The 20,685-nt window shown below is 54.8% G+C and carries 20 protein-coding genes and 2 riboswitches; of the genes, 10 read left to right on the top strand and 10 right to left on the bottom strand.

Features of this window, described 5'->3' with window-relative positions; all coding sequences use genetic code 11:
* Positions 1-110: 110 nt before the first annotated feature.
* The 6 genes from KJS42_RS11080 to KJS42_RS11105 all read left to right on the top strand — a co-directional run bounded on the left by KJS42_RS11080 (position 111) and on the right by KJS42_RS11105 (position 6,190).
* Positions 111-806: a response regulator transcription factor gene (locus KJS42_RS11080; protein ID WP_193416023.1), complete on the top strand. Its 696-nt coding sequence runs from the start codon at positions 111-113 to the stop codon at positions 804-806.
* A 4-nt stretch (positions 807-810) separates the two neighbouring features.
* Positions 811-1,794 (top strand): sensor histidine kinase, encoded by a 984-nt coding sequence (locus KJS42_RS11085; RefSeq protein WP_213622853.1) that lies wholly within the window; start codon positions 811-813, stop codon positions 1,792-1,794.
* A 132-nt stretch (positions 1,795-1,926) separates the two neighbouring features.
* Complete coding sequence (locus tag KJS42_RS11090; protein ID WP_213622854.1) at positions 1,927-2,697, top strand: ABC transporter ATP-binding protein; 771 nt, start codon at positions 1,927-1,929, stop codon at positions 2,695-2,697.
* A complete protein-coding gene (locus KJS42_RS11095) occupies positions 2,672-4,645 on the top strand; it encodes an ABC transporter permease (RefSeq protein WP_213622855.1) in 1,974 nt (657 codons plus the stop codon). Before KJS42_RS11090 ends, KJS42_RS11095 begins: the two co-directional genes overlap by 26 nt.
* Positions 4,646-4,663: 18 nt before the next feature.
* On the top strand, positions 4,664-5,290 hold the full coding sequence (locus KJS42_RS11100; protein ID WP_193416027.1) for a DedA family protein: 627 nt from the start codon (positions 4,664-4,666) through the stop codon (positions 5,288-5,290).
* A gap of 42 nt (positions 5,291-5,332) precedes the next feature.
* A complete protein-coding gene (locus tag KJS42_RS11105; RefSeq protein WP_213622856.1) occupies positions 5,333-6,190 on the top strand; it encodes an undecaprenyl-diphosphate phosphatase in 858 nt (285 codons plus the stop codon).
* 88 nt (positions 6,191-6,278) lie between these two features.
* On the opposite strand, the gene KJS42_RS11110 is transcribed toward KJS42_RS11105, so the two are convergent.
* From KJS42_RS11110 to gcvT, 4 genes are all read right to left on the bottom strand, one after another.
* Positions 6,279-6,686, bottom strand: coding sequence for a VOC family protein (locus KJS42_RS11110; protein WP_213622857.1), 408 nt, complete (start codon positions 6,684-6,686; stop codon positions 6,279-6,281).
* A 210-nt stretch (positions 6,687-6,896) separates the two neighbouring features.
* On the bottom strand, positions 6,897-8,426 hold the full coding sequence (gene gcvPB / locus KJS42_RS11115; RefSeq protein ID WP_213622858.1) for an aminomethyl-transferring glycine dehydrogenase subunit GcvPB: 1,530 nt from the start codon (positions 8,424-8,426) through the stop codon (positions 6,897-6,899).
* Positions 8,414-9,778 carry an aminomethyl-transferring glycine dehydrogenase subunit GcvPA gene (gene gcvPA, locus KJS42_RS11120; protein WP_213622859.1) on the bottom strand — a complete coding sequence of 455 codons (1,365 nt, stop codon included), beginning with the start codon at positions 9,776-9,778 and terminating at the stop codon, positions 8,414-8,416. The genes gcvPB and gcvPA overlap by 13 nt, the downstream gene beginning before the upstream one ends.
* Before the next feature lie 18 nt (positions 9,779-9,796).
* Positions 9,797-10,927: a glycine cleavage system aminomethyltransferase GcvT gene (gcvT, locus tag KJS42_RS11125; protein ID WP_213622860.1), complete on the bottom strand. Its 1,131-nt coding sequence runs from the start codon at positions 10,925-10,927 to the stop codon at positions 9,797-9,799.
* A gap of 98 nt (positions 10,928-11,025) precedes the next feature.
* A riboswitch (glycine riboswitch) is annotated at positions 11,026-11,144 on the bottom strand.
* A gap of 3 nt (positions 11,145-11,147) precedes the next feature.
* Positions 11,148-11,247: riboswitch (glycine riboswitch) on the bottom strand.
* 248 nt (positions 11,248-11,495) lie between these two features.
* Here gcvT and gcvH point away from each other — a divergent pair.
* Entirely contained in the window at positions 11,496-11,891 is a 396-nt protein-coding gene (gene gcvH / locus KJS42_RS11130) for a glycine cleavage system protein GcvH (protein WP_240908628.1), read from the top strand.
* A gap of 106 nt (positions 11,892-11,997) precedes the next feature.
* Here the strand turns inward: gcvH and mtnB are convergent, their stop codons facing one another.
* The 4 genes from mtnB to proB form a co-directional block, all read right to left on the bottom strand.
* Positions 11,998-12,672 carry a methylthioribulose 1-phosphate dehydratase gene (mtnB, locus tag KJS42_RS11135; RefSeq protein ID WP_213622861.1) on the bottom strand — a complete coding sequence of 225 codons (675 nt, stop codon included), beginning with the start codon at positions 12,670-12,672 and terminating at the stop codon, positions 11,998-12,000.
* Positions 12,673-12,738: 66 nt separating this feature from the next.
* Positions 12,739-13,599: a pyrroline-5-carboxylate reductase gene (gene proC / locus KJS42_RS11140; RefSeq protein WP_213622862.1), complete on the bottom strand. Its 861-nt coding sequence runs from the start codon at positions 13,597-13,599 to the stop codon at positions 12,739-12,741.
* A gap of 48 nt (positions 13,600-13,647) precedes the next feature.
* Positions 13,648-14,895 (bottom strand): glutamate-5-semialdehyde dehydrogenase, encoded by a 1,248-nt coding sequence (locus tag KJS42_RS11145; RefSeq protein WP_213622863.1) that lies wholly within the window; start codon positions 14,893-14,895, stop codon positions 13,648-13,650.
* Positions 14,896-14,933: 38 nt separating this feature from the next.
* Positions 14,934-16,040 carry a glutamate 5-kinase gene (gene proB, locus KJS42_RS11150; RefSeq protein WP_244868447.1) on the bottom strand — a complete coding sequence of 369 codons (1,107 nt, stop codon included), beginning with the start codon at positions 16,038-16,040 and terminating at the stop codon, positions 14,934-14,936.
* 457 nt (positions 16,041-16,497) lie between these two features.
* Between proB and KJS42_RS11155 the strand changes: the two genes are divergently transcribed.
* The gene (locus tag KJS42_RS11155) at positions 16,498-17,325 is read left to right on the top strand and encodes a carbon-nitrogen family hydrolase (RefSeq protein ID WP_193416036.1); all 828 of its coding nucleotides are present in this window, start codon (positions 16,498-16,500) and stop codon (positions 17,323-17,325) included.
* Here KJS42_RS11155 and KJS42_RS11160 read toward each other — a convergent pair.
* Positions 17,316-18,239, bottom strand: a complete 924-nt coding sequence (locus tag KJS42_RS11160; protein WP_155605285.1) for a LysR family transcriptional regulator — start codon at positions 18,237-18,239, stop codon at positions 17,316-17,318. The two genes, KJS42_RS11155 and KJS42_RS11160, sit on opposite strands and share 10 nt — an antisense overlap.
* A 123-nt stretch (positions 18,240-18,362) precedes the next feature.
* Here KJS42_RS11160 and lepB point away from each other — a divergent pair, with 123 nt between their 5' ends.
* Together lepB and KJS42_RS11170 are read left to right on the top strand one after the other, a co-directional pair.
* Positions 18,363-18,923: a signal peptidase I gene (lepB, locus tag KJS42_RS11165; protein WP_213622865.1), complete on the top strand. Its 561-nt coding sequence runs from the start codon at positions 18,363-18,365 to the stop codon at positions 18,921-18,923.
* Between the two features lie 187 nt (positions 18,924-19,110).
* Positions 19,111-20,043 (top strand): AEC family transporter, encoded by a 933-nt coding sequence (locus tag KJS42_RS11170; protein ID WP_213622866.1) that lies wholly within the window; start codon positions 19,111-19,113, stop codon positions 20,041-20,043.
* On the opposite strand, the gene KJS42_RS11175 is transcribed toward KJS42_RS11170, so the two are convergent.
* Positions 20,040-20,561 (bottom strand): CcdC protein domain-containing protein, encoded by a 522-nt coding sequence (locus KJS42_RS11175; RefSeq protein WP_213622867.1) that lies wholly within the window; start codon positions 20,559-20,561, stop codon positions 20,040-20,042. The genes KJS42_RS11170 and KJS42_RS11175 overlap by 4 nt on opposite strands.
* Between the last annotated feature and the right edge of the window lie 124 nt (positions 20,562-20,685).

The following is a 20,685-nucleotide window of genomic DNA, read 5'->3' on the forward strand; positions in this document are numbered from 1 at the left end:
TAGATGACTAGAGGGGTATCAGCTTCGCGGCTGAAGCCTCTCTATTTTATTTCCACGGTCAGAGTTTGTTACAATGCTAGGAGTAGGACGGGTGAAAAGGAGAAACGGACATGTTTAAAATCTTTATCGTCGAAGACGACAAGCTGCTCGTTGAGCTGCTGGAACAATACTTGCACCGGTTTGGTTACGATACACTGGCGGTCGCCGATTTTGGCGAGGTCAAAGCCGAGTTTGAGCGATACGCTCCACATCTCGTACTGCTGGACGTGAACCTGCCTAAATACGACGGATATTATTGGTGCCGCCAGATCCGCAACTTGTCGACCTGTCCAATCGTATTCTTGTCGGCGCGCGAAGGGAAAATGGACCAGGTGATGGCGCTGGAAAACGGGGCGGACGACTATATCACCAAACCGTTCGATTACGATATCGTGATTGCCAAAATCAAAAGTCAGCTTCGCCGAGCCTACGGGACCTATGCCGGGAGCGGGGACGACCGCACGGTTACGGTCGCAGGGCTGCGTTTGGATCGGGATCGGCTGTCCCTTAGCCTTCGGGATGAACGGATCGAATTGAGCTTAACCGAGGTTAAAATTCTGGATGAATTATTGGGCAAAATCGAGCAAGTGGTCAGCCGGGATCGGTTGCTGGAGAAAATTTGGGACGATCAGGTCTTTGTAGACGACAACACCCTGAACGTCTATGTAACTCGTGTTCGGAAAAAGTTGTCCGCCCTCGGGATCGACGATGCGCTGCAAACCGTCCGAGGCCAGGGTTATCGGCTCGTCCCGCATTGGGGGGAGTGAGCCTATGCGTTTGTTCTGGAAAGATCAACTGCCGTTCATTTTCGCTTATTTGCTGCAGCTGGCATTGAACACTCTGGTGTATTGGCTGGATGGTTACCGTCACGCGGCGATCAGTATCTATGCCGCATTGCTCAGCACCTGCATTTTGGCGGTGTTTCTGCTGATCCGCTATTGGACGAATCGGTCATTTTACCGCCGATTAGAGGAAATCCCGGATTCGCTGCGCGCTTTTGCCGACGTTAAACCAGGCTCGCCGTTGGCCGACTCCCTGCAGCGGCTGTTGAAAGCGCAGTACCGCCTTTATTTGCAGGAAATTGGCGAGCAGCAGAGCAAGATCGACGGTCATCGCCATTTCATGAATCAATGGGTACATCAAATGAAGACGCCTTTGTCCGTGATTCATCTGATGGTGCAGCATGAAGACGATCCTCGATCCGTGGCGATCGGCGACGAACTGGAACGGCTGCGCAAGGGGCTGGAAATGGTGTTGTATGCGGCTCGTTTAGATACGTTCGAGCATGACTTCGTGGTCGAGTCGCTGGATTTGGAAAACCTGGTACGTTCGGTGAGTTCGTCGCAAAAACGGTTATTCATTCGGCGCAAAGTGTATCCGGTGATCGAGATACCGGAAGGGCTGGCGATTGCCACGGATGAGAAGTGGCTGTCCTTTGTATTAACTCAGTTGATCACCAATGCCGTGAAGTATACCGTGAAGGAACGGGCCAATCTTCGTTTCCGCGGCTTCACACGAGGTCGGGAGACTGTGCTGGAAATAGAGGATGAAGGCGTCGGCATTCCCGCCAGCGATCTCCCCCGGGTGTTCGACGCTTATTTTACCGGGGATAACGGTCGCAACTTTCAGGAATCTACCGGCATGGGGTTGTATTTGGCGAAGGAAATCTGCGCGAAGTTGGGACACCGGATTGAATTGGATTCACAAGAAGGGGGAGGTGCGACCGCACGGATCGTATTTCAACCGGGGCGCTAAAGCTTACAACGGAGTAAGGTAACTGTAAGATTGAGCCATGGAGCGCAAGCTGGCGGCTTTACTATAATCAAAAGTGTTCAGGCAGCATGCCGGGACGTAGACGGACTGAATAGAAGGGGCGACACGGACGGCATGGCGATATTGGAAGTGAAGGCATTAACGAAGATCTATGAAGGGAAAATCGCCACCAAAGCCTTGGATGGGGTAAGCTTCACGATCGCTGAAGGGGAGTTCGTCGGTATTATGGGACCGTCGGGTAGCGGTAAAACAACGCTGCTTAACGTCATCGCCACGATCGACGAGCCGACTTCGGGGGCGGTTACCCTGAGCGGGCAGGATCCGCATCGAATGACCCTGGAACAGACGGCGTTGTTCCGGCGGCGGGAATTGGGGTTCATTTTTCAACATTTCAACCTGCTGGATACGCTGACGGCGGAGGAAAATATCGTACTCCCGTTAACGCTCGACGGTGTTTCGGTCCCGGTGATGAAAGCCCGGGCGCTGGAAATGGCGCGGCGGCTTGGGATCGAGGGAGTCTTGTCCAAGTATGCTTATGAGTTGTCGGGCGGACAAATGCAGCGGACCGCGATCGCTCGCGCGATGATCCACGAACCTTCGCTCATCTTAGCCGATGAGCCGACGGGGAATCTGGATTCCAAAGCGTCCCGGGACGTGATGGAGGCGTTCGCAGCAATGAATGAGTCCCATCAGGCGACGATCATGATGGTGACCCACGATGCGCTCGCCGCCAGCTTTTGCCATCGGGTGATTTTTATCAAGGACGGCAAGTTGTATAACGAAATCTATCGCGGGGACAACCGACAGACCTTTTTCCAGAAAATCATCGACATGATGTCGCTGCTGGGAGGGGACAGCCATGACCTTTCGTCAATTCGCCTCTAACAACGTCCTGCGGAACAAACGAACCTATGCCGCCTATTTTCTCAGCAGCTCGTTTTCGGTCATGATTTTTTTCGTTTGCGCGCTATTTTTGTTTCATCCCGGCCTGCAGGCTGAGGTCGTGTATCGTTCGGCGGTGCTGGTGCTGTGGGCGGCCGAAACGATCATGTATGTGTTTGCTTTCTTCTTTGTGATTTACTCAGTAGGCTCCTTTCTGCGCTCGCGAAAACGCGAGTTTGGGATATTGCTGCTGCACGGGATGACCGAACAACAACTGCGTAAGCTGGTTTTCCTGGAAAATGTGCTGATCGGCGTGGGATCACTGGTTTGCGGCATCGGTGGAGGGCTATTGCTGGCGAAGCTGTTTCTGATGGCAGGCTCCAATCTGCTGGGTGTACCGCAGCTTGCGTTTCATGTGCCTTGGCAAGGTCTGCTGCTGACGGTGGGGGCGTTCTCGCTGCTGTTTCTGTTGATTTCGCTTTGCACGTCGCTTCTGCTGGGTTCACACCGACTGATCGAGCTGTTTCAGGCCGAGATGAAACCCGCCCGGCCGCCGCAGGCTTCCTTGGTTTTATCGCTGTTGGCGGCGGTCCTGCTGAGTGCAAGCTACTTGTTGGCGGCCACGGCCACGGCTTCGAACGTGTTGCTTCGTATGCTGCCAGTCACGGCGATGACGATAGGGGGCACCTATTTCTTCTACACACAGCTCAGTGTTTTTCTGATTCAACGGGCCAAGCGGCATTTGACTTATTATTGGAAAAAAACCAATTTGGTCACCGTATCGAATCTCGCTTCCCGGATGAAAGAGAATGCGCGGATGTTTTTCCTCGTGACGATCATCTCGACGGTCACGTTCTGCGCGGTAGGGGCTTTTGCGTCGGTGAATCGTCTGGCAGGCGAATTTGATCTAGACTATCCGGTGGAGATTGCTTATGTGGCCAAAGGGGACGGTGCAACCGCGGACGTTCATTTGCGCGCGATTCGCGCCGAGCTCGCCTCGCATGGAATCGCACATCGCACGGTGAGCGTGCCGATTTCCCTTGTGGAGGTGGCCTCTTCCAGGCCTTTCTCGGCACTGGAACGCTTGCCGCTGATCTCGTTCACGGACTACAAGCGGCTTCTGACGGCGGCAGGAATCGAGGTTACCGAGATTGCGCCTGAGGACGGTGAGGCGCTGCTGCTGCTCGGCTCGGAGCGGGAGAAACCGCTGCTCGTACATCGGAGGCCGGTAACTTATACCTTTAGGGGGGCGCCGGAGCTGTCCGTCCGTGAGATTGGCGTTACTCAGCATGTGGCTATCCCCGAGAACCTGACGCTAACCGCTGGCGACGATCGGGAGGGTTCGTTCTCCGGCCTCGTCGTCAGCGATTCCTTCCTGGAACGATTAATGACGGCATCGGCGAAGGAGATCGACCGGGTCTATATGGATCGATTCACCGGATTTTATGTAGAGGATCCAAAGCTTACCCTCGGTTTGGCAGCGGAGCTGACCGATAACGGGAGAATGAGCTATGAGATGGACCAACCCTACGCCATGACCGTTAGCGGTACTTTGTATGAGGTGCAGCGGACAACGTACCGGGCATTGCTGTTTTTCGCTTTGCTGGTGGGTACCGTCTTTTTTATCGCGGCGGGAAGCTTTCTCTATTTCCGGCTGTACAGCGACTTGGCCTATGACCGGCGCCAGTACGGGGCATTGGCGAAGCTGGGCCTCACGGAACGTGAACTGGCCAAGGTAGTCACTCGTCAGGTTGGCCTGCTGTTCTTCGTACCGATCGCGTTGGCGATCGTGCATAGTTTGTTCGCATTCAAGGCGATGCAAAGCTTATTTAACTTCTCCGTCGCTTGGCAGACGGTGATGATACTAACCAGCTTCCTGCTGGCGCAAGTAGCCTATTTCTTCTTCATCCGGGCTCGTTACTTGCGTAACATAAAGAAAGCGATTCGCTAAAAATACTGGAGGTACAACGTGGAGAACTGGATTACGGACTTTATGGAACAGTTCGGCTATTTTGGCGTCTTTCTGCTCATTGCTCTAGAAAACGTGTTTCCTCCGATTCCGTCGGAAGTGATCTTAACGTTTGGTGGATTCATGACCACGTATACGAGCATGACGCCGGTAGGGGTGATCGTGTTCTCGACACTGGGTTCGGTGCTAGGCGCCGTGATTCTGTATGGGATCGGATATTTGGTTAACGTCGACCGATTGGAAGGGTGGATCGAGCGTTACGGACGGTTCCTGCGTCTGAAAAAAGAAGACATCCGCCGCGCAGATGCCTGGTTCGATCGGTACGGTTATTGGACGGTGTTGTTCTGCCGGATGATTCCGTTAATCCGCAGCCTGATATCCATCCCGGCCGGCATGTCCAAAATGAAATTCGGCCTGTTCCTGCTGTTCACAACTATCGGGACGCTGATTTGGAACGTGGCACTCGTCTTGCTTGGCGCGGCAGTAGGGGGATCTTGGGAAGAAATCGTCGCCTTTATGGACGTCTATTCGAACATCGCTTATGCCGTGATTGCTTTAGGTATACTGTTCGTGGGCGTACTTTGGCTGCGTCGAAGAAAAAGCGGAGCGCGGGAACATCAAAACTGAGGAATAAAATACGGAACAACCTTTTAAAGGAGCAAGCATATAATGAATTTGTTGGAACTGATAAAAGCAATTATACTTGGCCTGGTGGAGGGACTCACGGAGTTTGCTCCGGTGTCTTCCACGGGGCATATGATCATCGTTGACGATATGTGGCTGAAAACCGGGGAATTGCTTGGTTCAAAATACGTGGCGAATACGTTTAAAGTCGTGATTCAACTCGGTTCGATCCTGGCCGTCCTGGTCGTGTTCCGGAATCGATTTATCGATTTGCTGGGGCTGTCCCGATGGATGCCGGGGAAGGCTGGGCGAGCATCGGCAACTGGCGGACAAGCGGGGCCGCGGCTAAAGTTGATGCAGGTGATCGTTGGTTTGATTCCAGCCGGAATTCTGGGGGTATTGTTCGAGGATTATATCGATGAGTATCTATTCTCAACGGCGACTGTACTGATCGGTTTGGTTGTGGGGGCGTTGCTGATGATTGCCGCCGATCGGTTCGCGCCGAAGCGGGCGAGTGTGGAGACTGTCGATCAGATTTCGTACAAGCAGGCGTTTAGCATCGGCTTGTTCCAATGCCTGTCGATCTGGCCGGGTTTCTCGCGTTCAGGCTCGACGATTTCCGGCGGGGTACTGCTAGGCTTAAGTCACCGCGCGGCGGCTGACTTTACCTTTATCATGGCCGTTCCGATCATGGCCGGGGCTAGCTTGATTTCGCTGGTGAAGAATTTGGAGTATTTCACGGTCGACGCGCTGCCGTTTTTCGTGGTTGGCTTTATCAGCGCCTTCGTGTTTGCGCTGTTGTCGATCCGTTTTTTCCTGAAGCTGATCGATCGCATTAAGCTGGTTCCGTTTGCGGTGTACCGAATCGTGCTGGCAATCGTGATTTGGGTGGTTTATTTCTAAGTCGACGAATCGTCGCGAAGAAGACGCCGGGCAAGATGCCCGGCGTCTTGCTTTTTGAACCCTAGTACGAGCGTGCTCTCCGTTAGCCTTATTCACCCATGTTCATACAGTTAATGGCCCACAGATGGCCGTCCAAGTCCACGAAACCCCAATGATACATGGATCCATGATATTCTGGTTCGGCATGCAATTTCCCGCCTAAGGAGAGCGCAGTGTTCACGATTTCATCGACTTTTTCCCGGCTCTCAAAGGCTAAGGCGATCGTCATCTGCGCATACTTGCTCGTATCGACGGACTCCTTCTCCGTGAGCGTATTAAAGAATGATTGATGGATCAGCATGATCTGCAGGTTGTCGCCGATCACGATGGCTGCCGAACTCTCGTTCTCGGGGAATTGCGGGTTGAGCTCGAATCCGAGTCCGATGAAGAACGCTTTCGATTGCTCTACGTTTCTTACGGGCAGGTTAAAGCTCGTGAATGCGGAAGTTAATGCCATTTTCAAAACACCTCTTCATCAAATTAGTTTGTGTTCAATTATGCCTTCGTTTATATAGACGACAGCCGATCCGGGAAATCATCGGTCTCATGGATGCGGAAACGTTCATTCTGAAGAATAGCTTGGCATTGAATTCGGATATCCACCATTTTATCCAACACAAAAGAGATGCTGCGAAATTACAGCATCTCTTTTGTGTGTTATTTGGGTTCACCCGCAGGCGCAATTTAATACCGGCTTCCGGGCAGCGCCGGTTTCGTCCAGACGCGTAACCGACGTCGTGTGAGGAGCGTTCCGCAGCAGATCCGGATTCGTCTCGGCCTCCTGAGCGATAGCGATCATCGTATCAATAAAACCGTCCAACGTTTCCTTGCTTTCCGTTTCCGTCGGTTCGATCATGATGCATTCCTCCACATTTAACGGGAAGTAAATGGTTGGCGGATGATAGCCAAAGTCCAGCAGTCGCTTGGCGACGTCCAGCGTGCGGATGCCGTATTTCGCCAACCCGCTGCCGGACATGACGAATTCGTGTTTGCAGGGTTGATCCGGGTACGGCAAGTCGTAATAAGGAGCCAAGCGTCTCATCATATAGTTGGCGTTCAATACGGCGTTTTCCGAGACCTGACGGAGTCCTTCCGGACCGAGACTGCGGATGTAGGCATACGCGCGGACCAGGATGCCGAAGTTGCCATAAAAAGCTTTCACCCGACCGATCGAGCTGGCCGATCCGGAGGTTCCACCACCAGCTAAATCATTCGCAGCCCCTTCAGTACGCGCGCCGTGGATGGCGTACCGTCCAGATTCGTCTTGGACGATCCGTGGCTCGGGAAGAAACGGAACCAGCCGCTGCTTGACGCCGACGGGACCGGCGCCGGGGCCTCCGCCGCCATGCGGGGTGCTCATCGTTTTGTGCAGATTAAGGTGCACAACGTCAAAGCCCATGTCGCCGGGGCGGGCGATGCCCATGATCGCGTTGGAGTTCGCGCCGTCATAATACAACAGACCGCCGGCTTCATGCACAATCTCGGCGATCTCTACGATTTGTTCCTCGAACAAGCCCAGCGTGTTCGGGTTGGTGAGCATCAGCGCAGCCGTGTCTTCGCCGACAGCCGCTCTCAACGCGTCCAGGTCCACCATGCCGCGCGCGGTGGACGGGATGGTCACCGTCTCGAACCCGGCGACCGAGGCGCTGGCGGGGTTCGTGCCGTGCGAGGAGTCCGGCACGATCACCTTGGTGCGTTTCTCGCCGCGGTTTTCGTGGTAGGCGCGGATCATCATCAGGCCGGTCCATTCGCCATGGGCCCCGGCCGCGGGCTGCAGCGTCACCTCGTCCATGCCGGTGAGTCCGGCCAGGTCCAACTGCAGGCGATACATCAGCTCTAGCGCCCCTTGCACGCTTTCCTCCGGCTGATACGGATGGATTTTGGCTAAGCCGGGGTAACGAGCCACATCCTCATTAACCTTCGGATTGTATTTCATCGTACAGGAGCCGAGCGGATAAAATCCGTTATCCACCCCGAAATTACGGCGGGATAATGCGGTATAATGGCGAATCGCGTCCACCTCGTACACTTCGGGAAAAGCCAAGCCCTCGCTCCGCAGCATGCCTTGCGGCACCAACTCTTCCTTCGGGACGGCCGGAACGTCACATTCCGGCAAGGAGTAGCCGATCCGTCCGGGACGGCTGCGCTCAAATATCAATAATTCATCGGATTGTGCCGTCTCTTTTACTTCGAGCATATCGATTCCTCCAGTACGCGGGCGAATTGGTCGATTTCGGCTTTGCTGCGCTTTTCCGTTACGGCGATCAACAGGTGGCCGCTCAGCTCGGGGTAGCTGCGGCCCAGGTCATAGCCGCCAATAAAGCCGGCGTTGAGAAAATCCTTCTGCAGCCGAACTGGATCGGCCTCCTTCGGCAGTCGAAGAACAAACTCGTTGAAGAACGGCGATTCAAAAGCTGCGCTGATGCCGGGGATAGCGGTCAATGCATTTTTTGCATAATGGCTTTTCTGCAAATTCAGCTCCGCAACCTCGGCCATTCCTTGCTTGCCCAATATAGACAGATAGACGGAGGCGGCCAGGGCGAGCAGCGCCTGATTGGAGCAAATGTTCGAGGTTGCTTTCTCGCGACGGATATGCTGCTCGCGGGCTTGCAGCGTTAGCACGAACCCGCGTTTACCGTTCCGGTCGGTCGTCTGCCCGACGATTCGGCCGGGCATCCGGCGCATGTGCGCCTCCGATACGGCGAAGAAGCCGCAGGTCGGGCCGCCGAAGGAGGGGGCCAACCCCAGCGGCTGGGCATCGCCAACGACGATGTCGGCACCGAGCTTCCCCGGCGCTTCCAACAAGCCAAGCGCGAGCGGATTGCTGCTGACGATCAACAGGCTCCCATGCGCATGAGCCATTTCGCCGATGGCGCGGAGGTCCTCCAGGGAACCGAAGAAATTCGGGTTCTGAATCAGCACGGCGGCGGTGTCTTTCGTGATGGCCGCGGCGAGCGCTTCGCGATCGGTAACGCCTTGCGTCCAGCCGACCTCGACGATCTCAAGGTTTAAGCCATGGGCGTAGGTAGCGAGCACTTCACGGGCCTCCGGATGGACGGCGCGGGAGACGAGAAGCTGCTTACGCTTGGTAGCGGCAGCGGCCAGGTTGCCGGCCTCGGCCAAGGCGGTAGCTCCGTCGTACATGCTGGCGTTGGCGACCTTTAGACCGGTTAACTCGCAGATGTAGGATTGGAACTCAAAAATCGCCTGCAGCTCGCCTTGGCTGATTTCCGGCTGGTACGGGGTGTAGGCCGTATAAAATTCCGAACGGGAAATGACATGCTGAATGACGGAAGGGATGTGGTGGTCATAAAGGCCGGCACCGAGAAAGCTGGCGAAACGATCGGTATCGGCATTTCGTCCGGCCAGTTCGGAGAAGTGCCGGGTCAATGCGTATTCGTCCAAACGCGGGGATACCGGGAGCTCGCCGTGAAAACGAATGCCCTCCGGGATGTCGCTGAACAGCTCCTGTATGGAGCTTGCTCCGATGGTCGCCAACATTTCTGATTCGTCTTGTTCAGTTAATGGCAGGTAACGGTGTTTTAACATCTGATTGCTACTCTCCTTTCACCGCTTAGCGGATAGGTTTCGGCGATAGAACGGCAACGGGACGACCTTGGCCTTCAGCCGCTTGCCACGGATGTCGATCTCGAGGATCGTGTCCGATTCGGCATAACGGCTTGCGAGGATCGCCATCCCGAGGTTCTTTTTCAAAGTCGGCGATTGCGTACCGGTAGTTACCTCTCCAATCGGTTCTTCCGAGCCTTCGGCGAACACCGGATAATGTGTACGGGGGATGCCGCGATCGATCATTTCGAGGCCGACCAAGCGGCGAGGGATGCCGTCTCCCCGCTGATTGACCAGCGCATCGCGACCGATAAAATCACCTTGTTCCAGCTTCACGAACCGATTCAGGCCTGCTTCAAGCGGGGAGATATCCGGTCCTAGCTCCTGCCCGTAGAGCGGCAGGCAAGCTTCGAAGCGTAACGTATCTCTGGCGCCAAGCCCGGCAGGGAGAAGGCCGCGCGCTTCTCCGGTTTCCATCAGCACATCCCAAAGTGCTTCCGCATGTTCAGCAGCCACGTACAACTCGAAACCGTCTTCACCGGTATATCCGGTGCGCGACAGCAGCACGGGAATACCGGCAATCCGCGCGTCCCGAATAAAGGTGAACGGACGCAAGGCTGAGGGGTCCATCCCTTCGCAAAGCGGGGATAGCAGAGCGGAGGAGAAGGGCCCTTGTACGGCGAGTAAAGCCGTCTCGTCGGACGCATTGCACATCGTTACGCCTTCAGCGGGAAGGTGTCGCTGCAGCCAATCCCAGTCTTTTTCGATATTGGAGGCGTTGACCACCAACATGTACTTTGTCTGCTCCAGCTTATAGATCAACAAATCGTCCACCACACCGCCATCAGGATAGCAGAGCAGGGTGTACTGAGCTTTTTCCGGCACGAGTAGGTCCACGTCGTTGGTCGTCATGCCTTGCAAAAAGCGTTCCGCCCCAGGCCCCTCCACGTAAAATTCGCCCATATGCGATACGTCGAATAACCCGGCGCGCTCGCGCACGGCTTCGTGTTCTTTCTGGATGCCGCTGAACTGCACCGGCAGCTCCCAGCCGCCAAAATCGATGCAGCGAACTCCTTCATATTTCGCATACCTGGAGTAGAGCGGCGTACGCCGCAAAGCGGATTCGGACATTACCATCACCTCGAAAGGGCCGGATCGGCCAATTTTGGGAAACCAAAAAAGGACAGGCCAAAGAAAATCCCGTCAGTTTACCTAACGGATCTTCCTGGCTCTGTCCCTTGTACCTGAGAGTTACCCTGCTAAGGCTCTAAGACTTGCGCAGGTTTCCCCTTGGGTGATTCGCATGAGAGATGTAAATGAACTACCTCTTAGCGAATGCTCTCCAGAGTTGCGTCCGGCAGAAGTCCTTTTGCCTGAGAGATTCACCGCATGGCGGCTTGCTCCTTCGGCGTTACAATATGGCCTATTGTAATCTCTCCCCCTGCCATCAATCGCAGCTTACACATCTCATTAATACTCAAAACCAGCCTCTATGTCAATAAAGTTATCATAATAATTTTAATATATTTCGTTTGTTGGAAAAGGTTACGCTTACATTTTGATAGACTCTATCATTTGTGTTAATAATATTGACATGAGAGCTAGGTTTGGAATAATCTGAACGAAGAAACATCAAGATCGAGAATCGGCAAGTTCAGATGTGGGACGATAGATCATCCGGAAAGAGGAGGAGCTAGTCTTGGCCAATGAGATCAGGGAAAACATGTGGTACAGCGATGAACATGAATGGGTGCTTGATTTGGGGGACGGTACGGTAAAAATCGGCATTTCCGACGTAGCTCAACATCGATTGGGGGATATTGTGTTCGTGGAGCTACCCGACCCCGGGCAGGAGATCGAAGCGCAGGACGGTATCGGTACCATTGAATCCGTCAAGACGGTCGCCGATTTGTTTACGCCGGTCAGCGGTACCGTGGTGGCAGTGAACGGAGAGCTGGATACCGCGCCCGAACTAGTGAATGAAGAGCCGTACGACGGGGGGTGGATGGTACACATTCGTCTGAAGGAGGATCCGAACCTCGCGCTAGCAAACTTGATGGATGCCAAGGCGTACGCGGAATTTATCGAGAGATAAGTTGATTATTCATTCGCACGAATCAAAACTCGCGGCCAGCAATAAAGCGAAAGAACCGGATTTTCGATCGGCTTCGCCGCTTATCGCATGCCGCGAGTTGTTGTCATCAAATATGGCGCCCTTTGGAGGGTAAGAGCAGAGAACGGTACAGCACTTCAAACATAAACTCCAATGCTTCCAAATGACGTTTTGCCTCCCTGAGGCCGGAGCCCCAGGCATAAATCCCGTGGTTTTGCAGCAAAAACGCGGGAACGCGGGAATCCAGTCCGCCCGCAATTCGCTTCAGAATTGTTGAGAGTTCAGCGGCGTTCGGCAGGATCGGCACCCGAATCTCCGTGCTCGTCTCCCAGATTCCTATACTTTTTAACAGCTCATTGTCCTTGAGTGGTACTCCGCCATCGGCGTTGAAATATTCACTAAGCAAATTGTTATATGCCGTATGTACGTGAACAATCGCGCCGCAGCCGGTCAACCGGTAAATTCTCGCGTGAATTGGCGTATCGGGGCTTGGTTTCAAACGGGTCGGCTCGCAGGGCTCACCCGCGGCATCCACGAACAGGACGCCTGCCCGTAGGGAAGACTCCTCTAACAGCTCCGGCCGTTCCGTCTCGTCGACCGTGACCGCAAACGTATACCGGTCCGGCGCCCAGCCGCCAATCCGCACCGACAAGCTTCCGCTGGAAGCGGGGAACCAGCCGCGGGCCAAGAATTCCTCCCGCAAGCGATTTACCGCGTCCAGTGCCGTTACTTTTTCTTCCCATGGGATGTCGCCGTTACTCATGCTGCCGTCCCCCTTTCGAACAAACCTTAAGCGAGACTCCGGCCTTCGGCTATCGTGATGCCTTTCCTATAGCAATGCCCGCTTCACGGCTTCGCCCATTTCCTTTGAACGTTCGGCAGCCCGGTGGACCGCAGCTCGTACGTTCGGCTGGAAGTTGCCGGATTCCAGCACGCCGATCGCCGCTTGCGTCGAACCGTTAGGCGAGGTGATGTCCGCACGCAACTTGGTAGGCGCTTCACCGGTTTCCGCCATCATCAAGGCGGCGCCCAACACCGTTTGCACCGTCAGCTCGCGAGCTTGTTCGGCCGTTAAGCCACCCTCGATCCCGGCTTCAATCATCGCTTCCATCAGGTAATATACATATGCGGGTCCGCTCCCGGATACGCCCGTCAAAATTTCCATTTGTTCTTCGGGGATAACACTTACCATTCCGACCGCCTCGAACATCGACAACACCTGGGCGCGGTGCTCCTCGGTCGCTTCCGGTGAGAAGGAGATCCCGGTCGCTCCATGCCCAATGGAGGAGGAGGTGTTTGGCATCGTGCGAGCTACAGCAGCCTTCGTGCCGAGCAGGGCTTGGATCGTGGCGATGGACAAGCCGGCGATCAGGGAGACAATCAACTGACCCTCTCGTAAAAGCGGCCCAAGACCAGCCAGAGCTTCGCCGGCGTCTTTAGGTTTCATCGCCAGGACGATAATCGATGCATCCCGCAGATATACCCGCTTGGCGTCTTCTTCGATCGCCGTTTGGACTTGATAGGTTTGCGATAAATAATCGAGCCGTTCTCGGTTCGAGCGGTTCAGCATGACAATTTGGCCCGCGCTGGCAACTTGCTTATGGAGCAAGCCGCGCACGATGGCTTCGGCCATCGATCCCGCTCCATAAAAACAAATGGTGGAGGCGGCTAAAGTAGGATTTGTTTTCATAGGGAATGACCTCCTAAAGAATATTGGGATAAAGGGGAGTATAGCTTGTTATTGCCGAATTTGCCCGTTCCCCTGAACGATATATTTGCTCGACGTGAGCGCGGTTAAACCCATGGGCCCCCGAGCATGCAACTTCTGGGTGCTAATCCCGATCTCTGCGCCGAACCCAAATTCAAAGCCGTCGGTGAAGCGGGTGGAGGCGTTATGATAGACCGCGGCCGCATCCACTTCCTGTTGAAACCGCTCGGCATTGGCGGGGTCTTGGGTGACGATGCATTCGGAGTGTTTCGTACCGTAGCGGGCGATATGCGCCATCGCTTCGTCGAGGCTGCGAACGATTTTGACGTTAAGAATATAGTCGTTGTATTCCGTAGCGAAATCCTCATCTGTGGCAGGTACAGCCCATGAGATCAGTCCTCTGGCTGCCTCACTGCCTCGTAGCTCAACGCCGGCTTCCTTGAAACGTTCCGCCAGCTCCGCCAAGTGGCGTTTGGCAAAATCTTCATGAACCAGCAGCGTTTCCATCGAGTTGCAGACCGAAGGGCGCTGGACTTTGGCATTCAACGCGATATCCTTTGCCATTACGGGATCGGCTGAGGCATCTACATACGTATGGCAGATGCCCGCACCCGTCTCGATCACCGGCACCGTGGCGTTTTGCACGACCGTTTGAATCAGCGAGCTGCCGCCGCGTGGGATCACGACGTCAAGGAGCCCGTTCAGCTTGAGCATTTCGTCGACGGAGGATCGACTCGGATCTTCGATCAGCTGTACAGCTTCAACCGGAACTCGGGTGCCCGCGAGCGCGACATGGATGACCTCCACGATTTTGCGGTTGGAAGACAATGCGGAGGAACCCCCGCGCAGCACTACGGCGTTCCCAGTCTTCAGGCATAATCCCATCGCGTCAACCGTGACGTTTGGCCGGGCTTCATAGACGATCCCGATGACGCCAAGCGGGACGCGGCGTTTAACGATATGCAGACCGTTCGGGCGGTCGAGGGTCTCCAGCACGTCTCCAACCGGATCCGGGAGTTCGGCAATTTGCCGCAGCCCCTCGGCGATGCCTTCAATACGTTCCGGCGTTAAAGCCAGGCGGTCCAGCATCGAGGAAGACGTTCCGTTGTCGCGTCCCCGTTGCAGATCTTCCTCATTTGCTGCGAGAATGGCATCGGTACCGCGCACCAGGGCTTCGGCCGCCGCCAATAGGGCTTCGTTTTTTTGTGCCGTCGTTAATCGGTTCAGTACGGCCGCAGCCTTGCCAGCTTGTTCGGCTTTTTGTCTCACTTCACTCATGGGTATACCTCCTTGATATCCGCTGGGGATGAGAATATTTAGGCTTTAAGCGAAATCCATTCGTCCCGGTGGATGACCTCCAGGCAATGGACGGTGTCCATCTTTTTAACGACCTCGGTGCTGGGAAGCCCGAGAATGCCGTGGAGCTGTTCCACGTCATAGTTGACAATGCCGCGTCCCAGTACCTCACCATCGGTACTAACGACCTCCACAACATCGCCGGTATGAAAATGTCCACTCGCGGCTTTAACACCGACCGGAAGCAGGCTGCGCCCGCCACGGATCAACGCCTCTTCAGCGCCAGCGTCTACCGTTAGCGTCCCGATCGGGGTGGAGAAGAAGCCCAGCCACTGTTTCTTCCGCGGCAGCGCCGCGCCATGGGCCTCAAAGTAGGTGCCGCGGCCGTCACCGCGCAAGGCGGTCAGTAGATCTCCGGGATCGGCAACCTTGCCGACAAAGACGGGAACACCGCCAATTGAAGCGATTTTGGCAGCGTCGATTTTCGAACGCATGCCGCCAGTGCCTACGGCCGAACCGGCACCCCCGGCGATTGCATAGATCTCGCCGGTAATTTCCGTTACGCGACTGAGCCGTGTCGCTGCGGGATCCAGGCGCGGATCTTTGGTATACAGACCGTCCATATCGGTCAGGATCAGCAGGTGATCGGCCCGAATGAGGTTAGCAACGAGGGCAGACAACGTATCGTTGTCACCGAATTTCAACTCGTCCAGCGATACGGTGTCGTTCTCATTAATGATCGGCAGCACGTTATGCTTAAGCAACTCTTCGATCGCCATGCTGGCGTTGCCCGTCCGCTTGCGGTTCTGAAAATCAGATCGGGTCAGCAGCACCTGCGCGGCGGAAACCCCGTGCCGTGCCAGTTCTTCACGATAGGTTTGCATCAGCAGGGCCTGACCGACGGCGGCTGAGGCCTGCTTCTCATGCAGCAGCTTCGGCCGTTCGGGATATCCGATCTCGCGGAATCCGGCGGCAACCGCGCCGGAGGTGACGAGCAGCGGCTGGTATCCAGCCTGAATCAACCCAGCCAGTTCGGTCGCGAAATAGGCGACCGCCTCCCGGTTTAATCCTCCTTCCGACGATGTCAGCGAACTGCTGCCGATTTTGACGACGATGCGTCGCAGCATAGGGATCACTCCTCGAACTTTAGATAAAATAAAAAAAACTTCCGCCTTTGCACGCAAAGGACGAAAGTTTTGACTTCCGCGGTACCACCTTTATTGATGAGGGATCTCATCCAACTTATATGCCCGGTAACAGGGGCGCTGTCCGGCTTTGGCGGCCGGCCGCTCAGGGATAGGATTCGGAAAGGGCTAGCCTGTAAATTCTTTCAGCCGGTGGAATTTACTCTCTTTAGCGCCGCGTTCTTTCGTACTGGTCCCGTCTACGCGTTTCGATCATGTCCGTCATGGATCTCATTTACGATAGCATAACACGCGTTTCGCGCTAATGCAAAGGAAACACGCCTCGAAGTCGCAGATACCTGCATACGCCCATCGAGCCAGTTCGTCTTGCGTAACCGCAGGGCCGCCGTTATGATGGGACACAAGAAGCTAACGTCAAACGAAAGGCGGTGTCCAAGGGATGAATCAAGTGTCGACTCAAACGCTTCACCTTCAGGACTGTTGGCGAATCGCCTTGATCCAGTGCGATATCGTTTTAGGGAAACCCAAGGTCAATCGAGCTAACCTGGAACTAGCTATGGAACAGGCGGCCACGGCTGCGGAGAAGCCGGACATCATCCTGCTCCCGGAGCTATGGAATACGGGGTATGCCTTGACGGAAATCGGTGCACTGGCTGATCCGGAGGGGCGAGATAGCCGGAAATGGCTGTCCTCTTTTGCCCGCCGCCATGCCATTCATGTGGTGGGCGGCTCGATTGCCGAAATCCGCGAAGGTCAGGTATATAACACGATGCCGGTCATTAACCGCAGCGGCGAGGAAGTCGCCTCTTACTCCAAAATTCATCTATTTCGCCTGATGGAGGAGGAGAAGTATTTGCAGCCCGGGGAGCGGAGTGTGACGTTCGAACTGGATGGTCTGCAAGCTGGAGCGGCGATTTGTTACGACATCCGTTTCCCGGAGCTGGCCCGCCGTTTGGCTCTGCAGGGTGCGAAGCTGCTGTTCGTGGCGGCGGAATGGCCGCATCCGAGGCTCAACCACTGGCGCATGCTGCTCGCTGCACGAGCTATTGAGAATCAGATGTACGTTGTCGCCTGCAACCGGACGGGGAAGAGCGGAAGCGACGCCTTTTTCGGCCATTCTCTGATCATTGATCCTTGGGGCGAAATCGTAGCCGAAGGCGGTGAAGGGGAGGAAATCGTCACCGGCAGCATCGACCTGTCGCTGGTGGATCAAGTCCGCCGCCAAATTCCCGTTTTCGCCGACCGACGACCGCGGTGTTATGAATGATAAAGCGTTTGACGATGCTCCATCGTCGCTTTAAACGTTTCAATGAATGCCTCAGCCGCCTTGGACAAATAACGGCCTTTGCGATATGCGATAACCAGCGTCCGGCTTGGGGCCGGAGCGGCGAGAGGTAAATAAACCGGGATCAATTCGCTGCGCTTGGCCCTGGCAATAAACCGCGGTACGAGCGTGATTCCCATACCGGCAGCAACTAGCGACTGCACGGTCTCAATGTTGTTGCTCTCAAATACGACGTTAGGCTCGAATCCGGCGCCGCGGCACAGATCGACGGTCAGTTTACGGAAACCTTGGCCTTTTTTGAGGACGATAAACGGTTCGTCTTGAAGCTGCGTCAGCTCGACGCCCTGCTCCTGCACCCCGGGTATTCTCGTCAACGGATGGTCCGGGGGAACCGCCAAATCGATGATCTCCTCGCCGATCGGTACGTAGGAGAGGGTGGGCTCCTGCAGCGGCAGGGAGAGCAGGCTAAGATCGGTACCGCCGCCGGCCGTGAGCTTCTCCAGGTTCAAGGATGTGTCTTCCCGCAAGGTGATTTGAATGTTTGGATAATTTTCCTTAAACGCTGGAAGCACGTAGGGCAACAGGTGGGAGCCGGTAATCGGCATACTGCCGACCACGACGCGACCGGCCCTTAGCTGGGAGATGTCGTCCATTTCTTGCCGGAGCTCGGCGACGGCGTCCATAATCTTCTGCGCATGCGTGATAAAGCTGGCTCCGGCGTAGGTCAACTCGACCGTACTCGTATTCCGTTGAAACAGCTTCACCCCCAGCTCCTGCTCCAGCTTGGACAACTGCTGGCTTAGCGACGGTTGGGCAATGTGGAGCTTGTCGGCGGCGCGGGAGAAGTTTTTTTCCTCAGCAATTTGCAAGGTGTATTGAAGTTGGCGAAGTTCCATGCGATTACCCCTTTGTATCTTATAAGTAGAACCTATAAGTTCACTATATCATATAGATGTTTGTCATGGCATATCCGTTGCCTTTATAATAGAGACAAACATCAAGTGGGTGGAGGTTTTCGCTTGAAACGAAAGAGATGGTGGAAGGAACTCGGCGGATGGGGCTTCTCGATCGCCCTTGGGTTTGTGCTTAGCATGATCATCGGCATTTTTATCATTCAGCCCTATAAAGTGGATGGGCATTCGATGGAACCTACTTTGAACGACAACCAACGGATTTACGCCTGGAAGTTTACGCATGTGTTGGAGAAGCTGCCGGCTTACGGCGACATCGTCATTATCGACAGCCGCGTGGACCGTAGCCGCACGTTCTGGGATGATGTGAAGGAGCATCCGATTATCACCTGGTTGTCCGGTGGAGAAGAGGATGATGTATTCTATGTGAAACGCGTCATCGGCTTGCCCGGGGATACGATCGAAGTGAAAGACGGACATGTGTTCCGCAACGGACAGCAACTGCAGGAGTCTTACATTAAAGAACAGATGGATGCCGGTGCAGCACAGGTATGGGAAGTGCCGGAAAACCACGTGTTCGTGATGGGAGATAACCGGAATAACAGCAATGACAGCCGCAGTATCGGACCTGTACCGCTGGATCATGTGATGGGAATCGATACGTTTTAAATCAGATTACGATAGGGAGCAATCCGAATTCCGAGATGTAACTCGGCCGGATTGCTCTTTTTTATTGCGGAATCCATTTGGGGATGGGGTATAGGCGTTAACTATTAACGATATTGGTTTCTGGTCTTGGACGATGGCTTCATCCGGACGTTAAAATAGGTGGCAATTCAAAGTAGGGGGTGCCGTCATGCTCCAAACGGTTGGTTCGACGCTGCTTGGCGTTATCGTGCCACTGTCGGTTCCGGTTGCCTTCGGGGCGCTGCTGGCCCGGTTCCGCGCCTGGGACACGAAACATTTGTTAACGTTATATTTGTACGTGCTTAGTCCGGCTATCATCTTCGACACGCTGCGGAACGCCCGAATATCGATGGATGAACTGTACAACACGATCGGTTTCGCCCTCGTAAATCTGCTGCTGATGTGGGGGGTAGCTAAAGTTGCGGGGATGATCACCCGAATGGATTCGGCGGAGACGGCCGGTTTGACTTTGATCTCCACTCTCACGAATAGCGCGAACTATGGGTTGCCGCTCGTGCTTCTGGCATTCGGTCAATTGGGCCTGGATAAGGCCTCGGTGTATGTGATCACGCAAATGATCATTGTGAATACAGTTGGGGTCTATTTCGCGGCACGATCCCAGTTTTCCGTCAAAAGTGCGGTGAAATCCGTGTTTGCTCTCCCGGCGGTCTATGCGGCGGCTCTGGCTGTATTTCTGAAAATATTCGGGTTTCACCTCTCCACCGGTTTGGAGCAGGGGATCTCGATGGTAGCTGACGCGTACTCGCCTGTGGTGCTAACGATATTGGGTGCACAAATGGTGAAGGTAGGGCGACCGGAGGCGACGCGGGTGAGGCCAGCCGCATTTTGGACAGGTACGGTAATCCGCCTGCTTCTGGCTCCGTTGTTGGCCTTCACGGCTTTGAAGCTGCTTGGGATCTCCGGCGTCCTGTTCTCGGTCCTGTTTATTCAAGCCTCGATGCCGGTCGCGGTAAATGCCGTTGTGCTGGCTGAACGGTTTGACGCCGCCCCCGGGCTGGTGTCGAAGTGCATCGTATGGACAACGCTCGCTTCCTTTCTGACGCTTCCGGTGCTGATCGTAATCGTTCAGGCAATGAACTAAACGGTGTTCAGCTCGACGTGTTTGCGTTTTCTAGTCAGCAGAGAGATATTATAAACGATATAATACACGAACATAATTAACATGAGGCCTGACAGCCACGGGGATGGCGAGCTGCCGATCGAAGTCAGTGCCTCCATGCTTTTCACGTGGTCGCCGTTAACAAAGAAGAGCATGTAGAATCGATAGGCTAATCTACCAAAAAATAAAGCCATAACCGTAAAACTGATCCAAAGACTGCTATTGTAATAGAGGGTTCCATCACGCTGTTGAAACCGAGTTGTGGCAGAGCTATAATACGCGAGCAAGCCGCCGATGCATGCGCCTGCGAGATCCGAAAGCACACTCGCGACGCTGAGGCCGCCTGCAAACAAGAATAAGAACCCGATAATTGTAAGAAATACGGTGGAGTACAAGAGCTTTCGGGGCTTCAACTGCTGCCAGCCGATACTGCGGCGGACGCGAAGATAGATGCGGTAAACGATAAACAAAGCGATCAATGTAGTGACGATTTGTCCCAAGATGAAGAACCTCCTTCGTTGTGATGGACTTATCGTACCGCGTATCGCCCTCATCAGACGACTGCCTCGAGGTTGAATTGTCGCCGTCGAATCCCTATCCCGAGATAGAGAGGGGTTATGCTAA

Source organism: Paenibacillus sp. J53TS2, from assembly GCF_018403305.1.
GTDB classification, from domain to species: domain Bacteria; phylum Bacillota; class Bacilli; order Paenibacillales; family Paenibacillaceae; genus Fontibacillus; species Fontibacillus rhizolycopersici.